This window comes from Bacillus sp. URHA0034 (assembly GCF_056280405.1).
Map to the genome: position 1 here is coordinate 4,351,796 of NZ_JBWCDK010000002.1, position 13,770 is coordinate 4,365,565.

The window sequence follows — 13,770 nt, forward strand, 5'->3', positions numbered from 1 at the left end:
AATTACATCCTGGAGCTTTTTCTGTGAATTCGTTTGTTAGTAGCGGAAAACGGTTTAAACCGTTATTTTATTGAGTTGGAGGATTTTTCCTCAAGCTGGGTGGTACCGCGTAACTATACGTCCCTGCATTTTGCAGGGGCGTTTTTATTTTTCAAGCTAATTGGAGGGATTAATTTGGATTTACTACAGGATTTGGCATGGAGGGGCATTATTTATCAGCAAACAGATGAAGAAGGCCTAAAAGATCTATTAGGAAAGGAAAGCATTTCGCTTTACTGTGGGGTAGACCCGACAGCTAATAGCTTGCATATTGGGCACTTAGTTGCGTTTCTAACACTGAGAAGATTTCAGCAGCATGGTCACCGGCCTATCGTGTTGGTTGGCGGTGCTACTGGATTAATTGGAGACCCAAGTGGTAAAAGTGAAGAACGTAAATTGCTTACCTTGGAAACAGTTCAGGAGAATGTTGTAGGCATTCAGAAACAGCTTGCTTCTGTTTTTGACTTTGATGGTGAAAATGGAGCAATAATGGTGAATAACTATGATTGGGCTGGATCCATGGATATCGTGACGTTCTTGCGTGATATCGGTAAGCATATCGGCGTCAATTACATGCTTGCGAAAGATACGATTGCTTCTCGTCTTGAGACGGGTATCTCCTTTACTGAGTTTACTTACACCATTTTACAGGCAATGGACTTCAATCATTTATATGACCACCATAATTGTAAATTACAAATTGGCGGCAGCGATCAGTGGGGAAATATTACTTCCGGACTCGAGCTAATCCGAAAAATGCATGATGAAGAATCAAAGGCATTTGGTTTGACGATTCCACTAGTAACCAAAGCAGATGGAACTAAATTTGGAAAGACTGAAGGCGGAGCTATCTGGTTAGATCCGGAAAAGACGACACCTTATGAATTCTATCAGTTCTGGATTAACACGGCCGATGCAGATGTTGTGAAATATTTGAAGTATTTTACTTTCCTTTCTCATGAAGAAATTGAAGGTTTAGAACAAAGCGTCCAGGAGGAACCGCATCTTCGCAAAGCTCAAAAAGCTTTGGCCGAAGAAATGACCCGTTTAATACACGGTGAAGAATCCTTGCAGCAGGCAATTAAAATTTCTCAAGCATTATTTAGCGGAGACGTGAAAAACCTTTCCGCGGAGGAAATTAAGCAGGGCTTTAAAGACGTACCTTCCTATGATGCAAAAGAAGGGGAAGAGAATTTGGTTGATTTGCTTGTTGCTGCAAAAATTTCTCCTTCTAAACGTCAAGCTCGTGAGGATATCTCAAACGGAGCAGTAACGGTTAATGGAGAAAAGGTGACAGATACTGCTTATCTTCTTCAGGAAACAGATCGTATTGAAGGCCAGTTTACGATTATAAGACGAGGCAAAAAGAAATATACGTTAATTAACTATTAACGGCTAGGGCTTTGGGAATCCAAAGCCCTTTTTTATTACAAGAAAAACCATGAGAACACGAGGGTCCGAGAGCGAGGACTATTGTCCGCATGAAGGCCCCATGAGGACACAGAAATCCCGAAAGTGAGGAACTATTGTCCGCATGAAGGCCCCATGAGGACACAGAAATCCCGAAAGTGAGGAACTATTGTCCGCATGAAGGCCCCATGAGGACACAGAAGCCCGAAAGTGAGGAGCTATTGTCCGCATGAAGGCCCTATGAGGACACAGAAGCCCGAAAGTGAGGAGTTAATGTCCGCATGAAGGCTCCATGAGGACACAAAAGCCGGTAAATGAGGCCTCCTTGTCCTCATAAAAAATAATCGCTCTTACAAGGTATTAAGGGACTAAATATCTACGTCAAATCATATAAAAAGAAAAATTGGTGGTGAAAAAATGAAAATTTTTATACACATTTTCTTTTTAATTCTCCTCGCACTTGTTACATTTTACGGGCTTGGTCCTATTCTTATGGCTGATGGATCCATACAAGAAAGATTATGGACTGCCGTAATTGTATTCTTCCTTTATCTAGTCATAACCTATTGTTACCAAAAGGCATTGAACAAGGCAAATAAATGAAAAAAACGGATGCCAATTGGCATCCGTTTTTTTCATATAAAGATTAACGAGAGTAGAACTCAACGATAAGTGCTTCGTTAATTTCAGCAGGAAGCTCTGAACGCTCTGGTAAGCGAGAGAATGTTCCTTCTAATTTGTCAGCGTCGAAAGTTAAGTAATCAGGTACAAAGTTAGTAACTTCAACTGATTCTTTCACTACATCAAGGTTACGTGATTTTTCACGAACGCTGATAGTTTGTCCCGGAGTTACACGGTATGATGGGATATCTACGCGAGAACCATTAACTAAGATATGACCGTGGTTTACTAATTGGCGAGCAGCACGACGAGTGCGAGCAAGACCTAAACGGTAAACAACGTTATCTAGACGTGATTCAAGAAGAACCATGAAGTTTTCACCGTGGATACCAGATAATTTGCCAGCTTTTTCGAAAAGAGTACGGAATTGGCGCTCATTTACACCATACATATGACGAAGCTTTTGCTTCTCTTGTAATTGTAATCCGTATTCAGAAAGCTTTTTGCGTTGGTTTGGACCATGTTGTCCAGGAGCGTAAGGACGCTTTTCTAATTCTTTACCTGTGCCGCTTAGAGAGATTCCAAGACGACGGGATAGTTTCCAGCTTGGGCCGGTATAACGAGCCATGAATGACTCCTCCTTAGTGTTTTTATTTTGGTAAAATAAAAACCGTTATGAGAATCTTTACTAGACATTTTGTTTTCATGCACCTTCGCCCTAGCAGCTAAGGGTTACAAGATGCACCATCAAAATAGTTTGAGGAACAAAATGAGACCAATAAAATGAACTCAATAGGCTGCATATATTTTACACAAAGAATATTATATGATTTTTATACATGGTAAGTCAAGTATATTTTCAAGCCGACTTAAATGACACGGAAATGTTCTAAAAAAATTAATATTTTACCTAAAAATATATTCCAAAAGTATCCTAATATTAACTATAATTAGGGTGCAATGTATTTATTTGGAATTTAGAAAAGCGGAAAATAATAAGTATGTATTCTCTAAAAGGGGATTTACTATTGGATACAGAAAACTATAAGAAATTATTTCAAATATCTGAAAGATTTCATTCAACCTTGAGTGTGGACAATCTATTAGGAGAAATATTTGTTACCCTAAAAGAATTTTTTCCTAATTATTCCTACTACTTACTTTTATCACGTGATGCCTACCATCATAATGACCTGCGAATCATGGAGTTAGAATACGATAGTGAAAATATGAATGTCATTAATGCCTATGAGTCTGGAGAGATTCAATTTGAGAGATCTGATGTATCCAAACATGCTGCCCTCTACGCCCCTTTAAAAAGTAATTCAAAGATTTATGGTGTTATTGAAGTAATCGCCCCGGAAGTGACCAATTTTCCGGCTTGTGAGGCAGAATTTATCAGGTTGTTGTCACAATCAGCAGGCAGTGCCCTGGAAAATGCGAAAATACATCAGCAAGCGCAAAAAACCATTTCCGACCTTCAATTAATCAATAAAACGTCACACCAATTAAATTCAAACCAGCCTTTAGTTGAAACGATGACCATTATGGCTCAACAAATTAAAAGCTCTTTTGAGGCAGAAGAGGTTGGATTTTTTCTGTTCACCAAGGATCAACTTAAAGCAAAAGTACTCCCTGGCTCAACACCATTCTTTTTTACACAACAAGCTCGGATCTACATTGACTACATAAAGGGGAAATTTCAACAGAGTAACGAACCATTATTTATTGGCGATTTGAATCTTTCCCAATATATTCCACCTGTGTTTCGTTCTGTAATGGCCGTTCCTGTAGTTATCAGCAAGAAGCTGAAAGGCTTCTCTATTATTATGCATCGAGATCCCTACTTCTTCCCGTTTGAGGCGTTTAAACTGCTGCAATCTCTAGTCTATCATGCATCTTTAGCCCTAACCAATGCTCTATTAAGATATGAACTTGAAAAATTGGTGATTACGGATCATCTTACCAAGCTGCATTCCCGTAAGTTTTTAGATGAAAAAATACAACAATCGATGAAGAAAGATGAAGAAGGAACCTTTATTTTAATTGATATTGATAATTTTAAAGAAATAAATGATACCTATGGCCATCAAATTGGAGATTTGATTCTGATCCAGATAGCGAATCTCATTAAAGGAAGTATTCGGGAAAGTGATATTGGTGCCCGCTGGGGTGGAGAGGAGCTTGCCATTTATTTGCCAAGGGTTTCGTTGGAAACAGGAGTTGTCATTGCCGGGAGAATTCTAAATAAGGTGTCAGAATGCTCAGAGCCGCATATTACCGTATCCTGTGGTGTGTCTTATTGGAAAAAGGAACGAAATGATACCTATCAATCTTTATTTAAAAGAGCAGATGAGGCATTATACATGGCAAAAGAAACGGGCAAAAACAAGGTGGTCATCCAAGGGGATGCTATCATGGCAGGTTAGAATGACATTTAATAAAGAAGGTGTCCCATAAGTATAACTTTTAGGGGCACCTTCTTTCTTATACTTAGAACTAGTCTGTTGATTTCCGCTCCAGGCGCTTCGCTTTCCGCGGGCGGTCCGGGGACCCTCCTCGGCGCTTAAGCGCCTGTGGGGTCTCCCCTGCCCCTTACTCCCGCAGAAGTCTTCGCGCCTTCCGCTTCAATCAACAGAGTGTACAAAGATTATTCATCAACTACCAATTGGGTCAGCCTCTTAATTTTACTAAACTTAAAAGTACTTTAAAGATGCTCGACTACAACAGCTGCCAGCTCTTCAAGCTTTTGCTGGTCAAGCTCATCAAAGCGATTCACTTCTGGAGAATCAATGTCTAATACCCCAAATAGTTCCCCGTCTTTCAAGAGTGGAATGACAATCTCAGAGCGTGAAGCAGCATCGCAGGCGATATGGCCAGGGAATTGATGAACGTCTTCCACACGGATGGTCTCTTTTTTCAAAGCTGACGTTCCACATACGCCCTTCCCGAGAGGTATTCTCACGCAAGCCGGTAATCCTTGAAAAGGACCAAGAACTAGTTCTCCATTAGTATCCATCAAATAAAAACCAACCCAGTTAATTCGGTCGAGAAATTGGTTCAACAGAGCAGAAGCATTGCTGAGATTAGCGATTTGATTTTTCTCATCATAAAGCAGGGCCTGCAGCTGTTTTTTTACAAGCGCATAATTCTCTTCACGAGTTCCTGTATACATTTCGACGTTAAACAAGTAGTTTCACCTTTTTCTATAATGAATTAATTATTATTTTATCAAAAAAAGAAGAAAAGGAGCGCACTTTGTCGATATTTTCATAAAGGATTCAGTCATGTTTATACAGAAATCCTATATAAGGGATACCTAAGGGGGAGAATACATGAAGAAAAATGCAAAGGAAGCAATTGTTCAGGCTGCCATATCGTTGTTTAATTCAAATGGGTATTCAGGAACATCGGTTAGGGATATTGCTAATTTGGCAAAAGTTAACACAGCTACCATTGCCTACTATTTTAATAATAAACCTGGACTATTAGAATATTGCTTCATGCATTTTTTTGAACAATATATCAATAAGATAGAAGAAGCGTATCTCTCCATCGATCGTGGTGCAAAAGAATGTTTAAAAAGGATTGTCGCAGATTTACTCCATTATCAATGTGAAAATAGCCAGCTTGCGAGTTTTGTCTATCGAGAAATGTCTATGGATTCTCAAGTAGTAAGGGAAATCATGTCAACTTATTCCCTAAAAGAAAAATATTATTTGCAAAAGATAATCGAAAGAGGTTTTGAATGGCAGGAATTTCGGCCGCATTCAATCCCATACTTAATCATTCAATTAAAGAGTTTATTAATGATGCCATTTATGAATACACAATATATGCGAGAAGTTTTATATATTTTCCCTAATGAGCCATTTTTTGAACAAAAGTATTTAAAGGAATTATACGTCTGGATCGATAAAACCTTAAGCTTTGAAGGGCCAGTTATGAAGGGCGCAGTGATAAAATAGCGGTTATCGCTATTTTTTTTATTGTATTTTACAAAAAAATTGAAATTAATAGTCAAAAAATGTCGTTAACATGGTATCATAATAGCATTGAATGGGAACATGAATAATTTTTTATATAGATGAATTCGAATATGTTGTTTGATATAGGAGGCTTACTTGTGAAGTATTTCATTGGATTTTTCATCCTGCTACTAGCCTTGTTTGTATGGGGATATTTAATAAAGAAAAAATACTTTAAAGAAATGGATCGGCTCGAAGCATGGAAAATTGATTTATTAGATCGGCCCATACTGGATGAAATGTCGAAGGTAAAACAGTTAAATATGACCGGCCAAACAGAAGAGCTGTTTGAAGCTTGGCGGAATCAATGGGATGATGTAGTAACCGTAAAGCTCCCTGATTTGGAAGAAATGCTTTTTGATGCGGAAGAATATATTGATCGGTACCGCTTTAAAAAGGCAAAAGAGGTACAACAATCCATTAACACAAAATTGGAGGAAACGGAAAGTCAAATTAAGAATATATTGGATGAACTACATGAGCTTATTGGCAGTGAGGAAAAAAACAGAGTAGAAATTGAAGAGTTAAAAGAAAAATATCGTGAAGCAAAAAAGAGGCTGCTTGCACACCGACACAGCTTTGGCAATTCGGAAAAACATCTAGAACAGCTGTTAAACGAAGTCGCACATAACTTTAAAGAATATGATGAGAAAACGGACCTAGGAAATTATTTAGAAGCTCGTGAAGTCGTTTTGCTTATACATAGTCAGCTTGGAACGATCAAACACCGTATGGATTTAATCCCCCAGATGTTAATAGAATGTCAGTCACTGCTTCCCAATCTGTTATCCGATTGTTTAGAAGGACATCGTGAAATGATGGGGCAGGATTACTACTTAGACCATATTAATGTAGAACAAGAAGTTAAACGTTTGGAAGAAAAGCTTGCTGAAAATTTAGTGCTGATTGAAAAAGCTGAAATTGATCAAGCTGATGAAGGGATTAAAGAAGTAAAGGACCGAATCGATGTCCTATTTGATCTTTTGGAAAAGGAAGTTCACGCTAAACATTTCGTCATTAAAAATGAAAAAGCAGCTTATGAGCTTTTAGCTTCTGCTCAAAAAGAGAATAAGGAGCTTTCTAACGAGCTATTTGCGGTTCAACAAAGCTATCAATTATCGGACAGTGATTTTGAGACACAAAGGCAGCTTGAAAAAGAACTTTCCACTGTATATAAGCATTATGAGATATTAGTTGAAAAATTGAAGATGAATGGAACAGCACAATCGGCGCTTAGCGAAGAGCTGAATTCGATTAAAGAACAGCTAGAGGTAATTCGTGAGGGACAGCAGGCCTTTGCTTTAAAACTTCAAGCTTTACGAAAAGATGAAATTGAAGCACGGGACAAGATTATGGAATTGACAAAAAAAGTGGGCGAGACAATCCGAATTGTGAAGAAAAACAATGTTCCTGGCTTGCCTGCAGATTACCAATTTCTATTTGAAGATACAAACGATAGCATTCAAAACGTTCGTTATCAGCTTGAAGAAAAGCCGCTTAATGTATCCGCCCTAAATCAATACCTAGAAGTTGCTGTTTTAACGGTTGAAAAGCTTGTGGCCAATACGTATGAGTTAATTGAAAATGTCACATTAGCCGAAAAAGCCATTCAGTATGGAAATCGTTACCGCAGCAAGCACCCATCTGTTGCCAAAGGATTAGCAGATGCGGAAGATGCTTTTAGACATTATGAGTATCAGGAGGCATTAGAGCAGGTAGCTGCCTCTCTTCAAGGAATTGACCCGGAAGCATTGAAGAAAATAAAAGCAGCGAGCGTCACACAATAGATTGGTGAGGAAACCGATTCAGCCGTACGGCTTGAATCGGTTTTTTCTTTTCTTTTTCAAACTAACCTAAATATGATAAGATTTATTTTTGTTAAGTGTCTGGGCGGGGGAGGAGATGACATCATGATTTATTTTGATAATAGTGCTACAACTAAACCATATAAAGAGGTTTTAGATTCCTTTACGACGGTTTCGAGTGAATATTTTGGAAATCCTTCCTCCTTGCATAGGATCGGAGGGCAGGCAGAGAAACTGTTGACTCAGGCAAGGGACCAGGTGGCGAAGTTATTAAGGGTAAAATCCTCTGAAATTTATTTTACGTCTGGCGGGACAGAGAGTAATAATATGGCTCTTAAAGGGGCCGCTCTGCTGAACCGAAATAAAGGGCGGCATATCATTACTTCAAGTATTGAGCATGCGTCTGTTTTAGCAGTAATGGAGCAGCTTGCTGGTGAAGGCTTTGACATAACGTATTTACCGGTGGACCAAAATGGAAGGGTCTCTGTGGCTGATGTAGAAAAAGCAATTCGGAAAGAAACCATATTAGTTTCCATCATGCAGGTAAATAATGAAGTGGGGTCTATTCAGCCAATCTCTGAAATTGGCGAGATGTTAAAAAAATATCCAACCATTTTGTTTCACGTTGACGCCGTTCAGGCAATTGGAAAAGTGCCTTTATCCTTGAATCGAAACAGGGTAGATTTCTGTTCGTTATCGGCGCATAAATTCCATGGCTTAAAAGGGACAGGTGTATTGTTTGTCCGTGAAGGCACTAGACTAACACCCTTATTATCTGGGGGCAATCAAGAGCGAAAGCTGCGCAGCGGTACGGAGAATGTTGCGGGAGTAGTTGCGATGGCAAAGGCCCTTAGGATGACATTGGGAAAAAGTACGCATGGAATGGAGAACCTGATAAAAATCCAGAACATGCTTAGGAAAGGTTTAAATGAAGTGGAAGGTGTGAAAATTCATACGCCACTAGAGGGAGCGGCACCACATATTTTAAATTTTTCTCTTGAAGAAACAAAATCGGAAGTATTTATTCATGCCCTTGAACAGGAAGATATTTTTATATCCACTACAAGTGCTTGTTCATCCAAGCGGAAATCACCAAGCCAAACATTGCTTGCCATGGGGGTTCCGGATCAATTAGCTGATAGTTCTATCCGAATCAGTCTTAGTTTTGATAACACAGAAGAAGAAGCTGTCGCTGTTATTCATGCGATAAAAAAATATGCAGACCAATTACGAAAGGTTAGGAAATAAATGAATTATGACCGTATTTTAATACGTTATGGTGAAATATCCACAAAAGGACGAAATCGCCATAAGTTTGTAGAAAAACTTAGAAAAAGTGTAAAATTGACCCTGGCCTCTTTTCCAAATAGTCAAATACAGGCCAGCAGGGACCGGATGTATGTTTTATTAAATGGAGAAAATGGAACTGAAATAATCGAGAAACTAAAACACATATTTGGGATTCAATCCTTTAGTCCGGCCATTAAAGTGGAAAGAAATGTTGAGGCATTAAAAGATGCAGCATTGGAGTTTGTGAGGGCGCATTACAAGGACGGACAGACTTTCAAAGTTACCCCAAAACGTTCAGATAAAACATTCGAGTTAAATACAGATGGAATCAACCGGACGATTGGCGGCTATTTACTTCAGAATATTCCTGGCCTTCGTGTAGATGTAAAGAAACCGGATATTAATTTACGAGTAGAAGTTAGAGAAGATGCGATTTATTTATCATGTGAAAATATACCGGGTGCTGGCGGCATGCCGATTGGCTCAAACGGAAAAGCCATGCTCATGCTGTCAGGAGGAATCGACAGTCCTGTCGCGGGATATATGGCAATGAAACGGGGATTAGAAATTGAAGCGGTCCATTTCTTTAGCCCACCCTTTACAAGTGAAAGAGCCAAAGAAAAGGTAGTGGACCTCACGAAAAAGCTGGGCGAAATGTATGGGAGCACGATCAAGCTTCATATTGTGCCTTTTACCAGCATCCAGCAGGCTATTCACGAACAAATACCGGAAAATTATACGATGACTTCAACAAGGAGAATGATGCTTCGCATTGCCGATAAAATTCGGATGAAACAGGAGGCGCTTGCGATCATTACTGGTGAGAGTCTTGGTCAGGTAGCGAGTCAAACCTTAGAAAGTATGTATACGATTAATGAGGTAACAAACACCCCTATTCTTCGTCCATTGATTACGATGGACAAAACAGATATAATCAAAATCGCGCATGAAATAGATACTCTCGAGATTTCCAATCGGCCTTATGAGGATTGCTGTACCATCTTTGTGCCTGCTTCTCCTAAAACAAAGCCACGCCGGGAGAAAATCGAGTATTATGAAAGCTTTTTTGATTTTACTTCCTTAATGGAAAAAGCGGTTCGAGAGGTTGAAACACTTGTCATTACACCTGAAGACCAAGATTCCGAATTTGATTCATTATTTTAATTAACAAAATATGAATTTTTTGTGAACAATTACCAATTGGATTATAGAATGAACTTTAAAGTTTCTACACATTCTATACTCACAAGGAGGTGATATCACATGGCAAGCAACAATTCAAACAACTTATTAGTTCCTGGTGTTGAACAAGCTCTTGATCAAATGAAATATGAGATTGCTCAAGAATTTGGTGTAAATCTTGGTGCTGACACTACTTCACGTGCTAACGGTTCTGTTGGTGGTGAAATCACTAAGCGTCTAGTATCAATGGCTGAGCAGCAATTAGGCGGCGGATTTTCTCGTTAATCAAATTGAATAAGATGGCTACAGAGGGTGTGGAGGTTTACCTCCCACTCTCTTTTATTTTTTTGTTAAAAACTGGAATGGATTTGGTATTAAAAAAGTCTTCTATATTTAAATTTTAGAGGTATAATAAAGAGTATTTCGAAAATAGAAACATTAAGGGGATCGGAAGAAAAATGAAAAAAACAGATACAAAAACGGGAGCGGTCCATGCCGGCTTTTCATATTTTCTTTGGGGATTACTGCCGATTTATTGGAAGTTCTTAGAACAAATAAATGCACAGGAAATCCTCGCGAATCGGATTTTTTGGTCGTTTATTTTTATGGTACTTGTTCTAGTTATCACAAAAAAATGGAGTTTATTTGTTTCTACATTGAAAGGGTTTGCGGAAAATAAAAAACAGATTTATTTCCTTACCATTGCCTCTCTACTAATTAGCGTTAATTGGTATGTTTACATATGGGCAGTCAATAGCGGTCATATGATTGAGGCAAGTCTTGGCTACTATATTAATCCACTTATTAGTATCTTATTAGGGATGATTGTCCTTAAAGAAAAATTAACAGTTGCGCAGCTTGTGTCCTTTATTCTGGCTGCAATTGGTGTAGTGATAATAGCCGTTTCACACGGTGTCTTTCCATGGATTGCTATTTCTTTGGCGTTATCATTTGGGTTGTACGGGCTTGCTAAAAAAGTGATTCATGTGGAATCTTCGGTTGGTTTAACATTAGAAACAATGGTGCTGGCACCAATCGCTGCTATTTATATGTTTTACTTATTTCTTCATGGAACGAATTCTTTATTTATTTCTAGTTGGGGAACAGATTTATTATTAATGGGTGCAGGTGCTGTTACGGCAATACCACTTCTTTATTTTGCAAAAGGCGCCCAAAAAATCCCGCTCTCTTTACTTGGCTTCCTGCAATACATTTCACCAACATTAACCTTAATCCTGGGTGTTTTTGTTTATCAAGAACATTTTTCTAAAGTACAATTACTTTCCTTTATGTTCATTTGGGTTGCACTAGTCATCTATTCACTTTCAAAAACAAAACTATTTACTCACAGAAAAGTTAAGCTTTCAAAAGAAAATAGGGCTGCGCTTTAATTTAAAAAAACCTTATCCGACTAATCGCGGATAAGGTTTTTTCTTTTTATGAAAAAGAATAAAAGTTATTGACCTTGAGAATTGTCTAGCTCCAGCGCCTAGCCCCTCGAGGTCACAAGCTTATCCAGTTGCGGCTCCTTGGGACTAGAGTCATAAGCCCCCCCTTGAAGAAGGCAAAAAGCGCCTTCTGCAGGGTGCGTCTTATGCCTACGTCCCAAAACAGTCGCCTCCACATTTAGGTCAATCCGTCCAAAAGGTTAAAAAGCAACCTTTCGGCCGGCTCGTCTTGTGCTTGTCGGGGCTGACCAAGGCGCTTGCGCTTTTCTTATAGAAAAGTTCGCTTAACTTTATTCCAAAAAGAGTTATCTTTTAATTTTAAGGTTTTTATTTTTTTATCACTAATGCTAATTTGAATCGATTCAACATGACGGATACTTAAGGCCTCATTATCCATCCCCATGGTCGGATGGTCATTCCCTTCAGAAATAACCCTCAAGGTAAGCGTGCGTTCACTTCCCACAATAAAGGAAGCACCAAGTGTTCGATATTGATTAGTATTAACAGATGCCACCTCACTAACCTGCATACAGGATAGCAGCGGGTCCACGATCGAGCCGCTAACTGATTTATTATAGGCTGTACTGCCTGTAGGGGTAGCAACAATTAATCCATCACCACGAAACGTTTCAAGATGCAGCTCATCAATAAACACATCCATCACAAGTGTTTTAATAATCGATGATCTGATACTAAATTCATTCAAACAACGAAATGTACTTTGACCATCGACTGTTACCTCAATGGTAGGATAACGGCGGACCTTTAATTGTGCATTCGAGGTAATCGCTTCAATCATTTTTGATGTATCATTAATGCGGAAATCACAATACATACTCAAACTATCCAGGACTGAAATCCCCATATAAAGGCAATCTTCCCTGAAGCCAGTTTTTCTTACCGCTTGTAAAAATGTTCCATCGTCTCCTACACTAGCAATAATGTTTGCCTTTCGGTAATCATCCACAATTGTAAAATCGTAACGTTTTGCAAGTTCTAGCAGGGGTGCCATTTTCAAAAGTAGTTCCGCATCCCGTTTGTGATAAAAATAAATATTGCGTCTGATCTCCATTTTCAGTCCCCCTGTAAGATGATGAAGATGTGATATCATGCTGAAAAAATAAACCTCTGAATTTAGTTTAGCATTTTTTAGAAATAATATAAAAGCAGAATCAACCTATCAATATTACATGACAGGTTTATTTTTTATATAAAAGCAAATAATAATGGGCTGAAAGGATGTGAGAAAATGTTTTGGCTTCTCCTATCTCTTATAATCATATTGTTCTTATTCCTATTCATTATTTTTGCCAAGTTGACGATCTATGTTTACTATTCCCATCTAAATGATAATGACGATTTAAAGATACAGTTAAGAGTATTTTTTGGATTAATCAAATACAACATTAAGATACCGTTAATTAAATTGGATGATGACTCTCCTAGTATTGTCGTGAAAGGTACATCCTTTATGGGAGAGTCTCCAAGTGAAGATCCTGACTTCAAATCAAAACAAGTAACCCAAAATGATTTCGTCAGCAAACTTCAAAACACAAAAGAAATCCTCCATAAAGTCTTCGGTTTGCATGTTATAATAAAAAAATTTTTACAAAAGATTACTATTAAAAAGTTTGAATGGCAGACGTTAATGGGGGTTGGCGATGCCGCTCATACTGGGATGATGACTGGGGTCCTATGGGCTGTTAAAGGAGGGATAATTGGATTACTCAGCCATTATATGAAGTTGAAGGTGATGCCGCAATTAACGGTTACCCCGCATTTTCAGGCATCCGTCATCCATACTGAGTTAACATGTATGTTTCAGTTTCGAATCGGGAATGCTATTCTCGCAGGATTAAAGCTAATTAAATTCTGGAAGGGCGGGAAACCGTCTCTAAAAAGCAGGGCCGATTTTCAAGATGAAAAACCTAAATCCGTTTCATAGAG

General features: G+C 38.6%; 13 protein-coding genes and 1 other annotated feature (1 of these 14 running past the window's edge). Of the genes, 10 read left to right on the top strand and 3 right to left on the bottom strand.

What is annotated here, in order from left to right; genetic code table 11:
- Nucleotides 1-128: a binding site (T-box leader), on the top strand; it begins 90 nt to the left of the window's first position.
- 46 nt (nucleotides 129-174) lie between these two features.
- Complete coding sequence (gene tyrS, locus ACZ9EE_RS22850; protein ID WP_476030826.1) at nucleotides 175-1,431, top strand: tyrosine--tRNA ligase; 1,257 nt, start codon at nucleotides 175-177, stop codon at nucleotides 1,429-1,431.
- A gap of 435 nt (nucleotides 1,432-1,866) precedes the next feature.
- Nucleotides 1,867-2,052 carry a DUF6954 family protein gene (locus ACZ9EE_RS22855; protein ID WP_476030828.1) on the top strand — a complete coding sequence of 62 codons (186 nt, stop codon included), beginning with the start codon at nucleotides 1,867-1,869 and terminating at the stop codon, nucleotides 2,050-2,052.
- Nucleotides 2,053-2,095: 43 nt separating this feature from the next.
- Here ACZ9EE_RS22855 and rpsD read toward each other — a convergent pair whose 3' ends face one another.
- A complete protein-coding gene (rpsD, locus tag ACZ9EE_RS22860; protein ID WP_476030830.1) occupies nucleotides 2,096-2,698 on the bottom strand; it encodes a 30S ribosomal protein S4 in 603 nt (200 codons plus the stop codon).
- Nucleotides 2,699-3,098: 400 nt separating this feature from the next.
- On the opposite strand from rpsD, the gene ACZ9EE_RS22865 reads away from it, so the two are divergent.
- Nucleotides 3,099-4,499 carry a sensor domain-containing diguanylate cyclase gene (locus ACZ9EE_RS22865; RefSeq protein WP_476030832.1) on the top strand — a complete coding sequence of 467 codons (1,401 nt, stop codon included), beginning with the start codon at nucleotides 3,099-3,101 and terminating at the stop codon, nucleotides 4,497-4,499.
- A gap of 278 nt (nucleotides 4,500-4,777) precedes the next feature.
- Here ACZ9EE_RS22865 and ACZ9EE_RS22870 read toward each other — a convergent pair whose 3' ends face one another.
- Entirely contained in the window at nucleotides 4,778-5,260 is a 483-nt protein-coding gene (locus tag ACZ9EE_RS22870) for a GAF domain-containing protein (RefSeq protein WP_476030834.1), read from the bottom strand.
- 145 nt (nucleotides 5,261-5,405) lie between these two features.
- Between ACZ9EE_RS22870 and refZ the strand changes: the two genes are divergently transcribed.
- The 6 genes from refZ to rarD all read left to right on the top strand — a co-directional run bounded on the left by refZ (nucleotide 5,406) and on the right by rarD (nucleotide 11,766).
- Entirely contained in the window at nucleotides 5,406-6,038 is a 633-nt protein-coding gene (refZ, locus tag ACZ9EE_RS22875) for a forespore capture DNA-binding protein RefZ (RefSeq protein ID WP_476030836.1), read from the top strand.
- A gap of 158 nt (nucleotides 6,039-6,196) precedes the next feature.
- Complete coding sequence (gene ezrA, locus ACZ9EE_RS22880; RefSeq protein WP_476030838.1) at nucleotides 6,197-7,885, top strand: septation ring formation regulator EzrA; 1,689 nt, start codon at nucleotides 6,197-6,199, stop codon at nucleotides 7,883-7,885.
- A 123-nt stretch (nucleotides 7,886-8,008) separates the two neighbouring features.
- Entirely contained in the window at nucleotides 8,009-9,151 is a 1,143-nt protein-coding gene (locus ACZ9EE_RS22885; protein WP_476030840.1) for a cysteine desulfurase family protein, read from the top strand.
- Nucleotides 9,152-10,357: a tRNA uracil 4-sulfurtransferase ThiI gene (gene thiI, locus ACZ9EE_RS22890; RefSeq protein ID WP_476030842.1), complete on the top strand. Its 1,206-nt coding sequence runs from the start codon at nucleotides 9,152-9,154 to the stop codon at nucleotides 10,355-10,357.
- 99 nt (nucleotides 10,358-10,456) lie between these two features.
- The gene (locus tag ACZ9EE_RS22895) at nucleotides 10,457-10,660 is read left to right on the top strand and encodes an alpha/beta-type small acid-soluble spore protein (protein ID WP_098532038.1); all 204 of its coding nucleotides are present in this window, start codon (nucleotides 10,457-10,459) and stop codon (nucleotides 10,658-10,660) included.
- Between the two features lie 173 nt (nucleotides 10,661-10,833).
- The gene (gene rarD / locus ACZ9EE_RS22900) at nucleotides 10,834-11,766 is read left to right on the top strand and encodes an EamA family transporter RarD (protein ID WP_476030844.1); all 933 of its coding nucleotides are present in this window, start codon (nucleotides 10,834-10,836) and stop codon (nucleotides 11,764-11,766) included.
- A gap of 325 nt (nucleotides 11,767-12,091) precedes the next feature.
- On the opposite strand, the gene ACZ9EE_RS22905 is transcribed toward rarD, so the two are convergent.
- Entirely contained in the window at nucleotides 12,092-12,895 is an 804-nt protein-coding gene (locus tag ACZ9EE_RS22905; RefSeq protein ID WP_476030846.1) for an NAD kinase, read from the bottom strand.
- Nucleotides 12,896-13,072: 177 nt separating this feature from the next.
- Between ACZ9EE_RS22905 and ACZ9EE_RS22910 the strand changes: the two genes are divergently transcribed.
- On the top strand, nucleotides 13,073-13,768 hold the full coding sequence (locus ACZ9EE_RS22910) for a DUF2953 domain-containing protein (protein WP_476030848.1): 696 nt from the start codon (nucleotides 13,073-13,075) through the stop codon (nucleotides 13,766-13,768).
- Nucleotides 13,769-13,770: the final 2 nt, after the last annotated feature.

What these genes read in the sequence shown, in the direction of transcription:
- ACZ9EE_RS22855 (WP_476030828.1), top strand. Translation starts at nt 1,867, where the DNA reads ATGAAAATTTTTATACACATTTTCTTTTTAATTCTCCTCGCACTTGTT.
- rpsD (WP_476030830.1), bottom strand. Translation starts at nt 2,698, where the DNA reads ATGGCTCGTTATACCGGCCCAAGCTGGAAACTATCCCGTCGTCTTGGA.
- refZ (WP_476030836.1), top strand. Translation starts at nt 5,406, where the DNA reads ATGAAGAAAAATGCAAAGGAAGCAATTGTTCAGGCTGCCATATCGTTG.
- ACZ9EE_RS22885 (WP_476030840.1), top strand. Translation starts at nt 8,009, where the DNA reads ATGATTTATTTTGATAATAGTGCTACAACTAAACCATATAAAGAGGTT.
- thiI (WP_476030842.1), top strand. Translation starts at nt 9,152, where the DNA reads ATGAATTATGACCGTATTTTAATACGTTATGGTGAAATATCCACAAAA.
- ACZ9EE_RS22895 (WP_098532038.1), top strand. Translation starts at nt 10,457, where the DNA reads ATGGCAAGCAACAATTCAAACAACTTATTAGTTCCTGGTGTTGAACAA.
- rarD (WP_476030844.1), top strand. Translation starts at nt 10,834, where the DNA reads ATGAAAAAAACAGATACAAAAACGGGAGCGGTCCATGCCGGCTTTTCA.
- ACZ9EE_RS22905 (WP_476030846.1), bottom strand. Translation starts at nt 12,895, where the DNA reads ATGGAGATCAGACGCAATATTTATTTTTATCACAAACGGGATGCGGAA.
- ACZ9EE_RS22910 (WP_476030848.1), top strand. Translation starts at nt 13,073, where the DNA reads ATGTTTTGGCTTCTCCTATCTCTTATAATCATATTGTTCTTATTCCTA.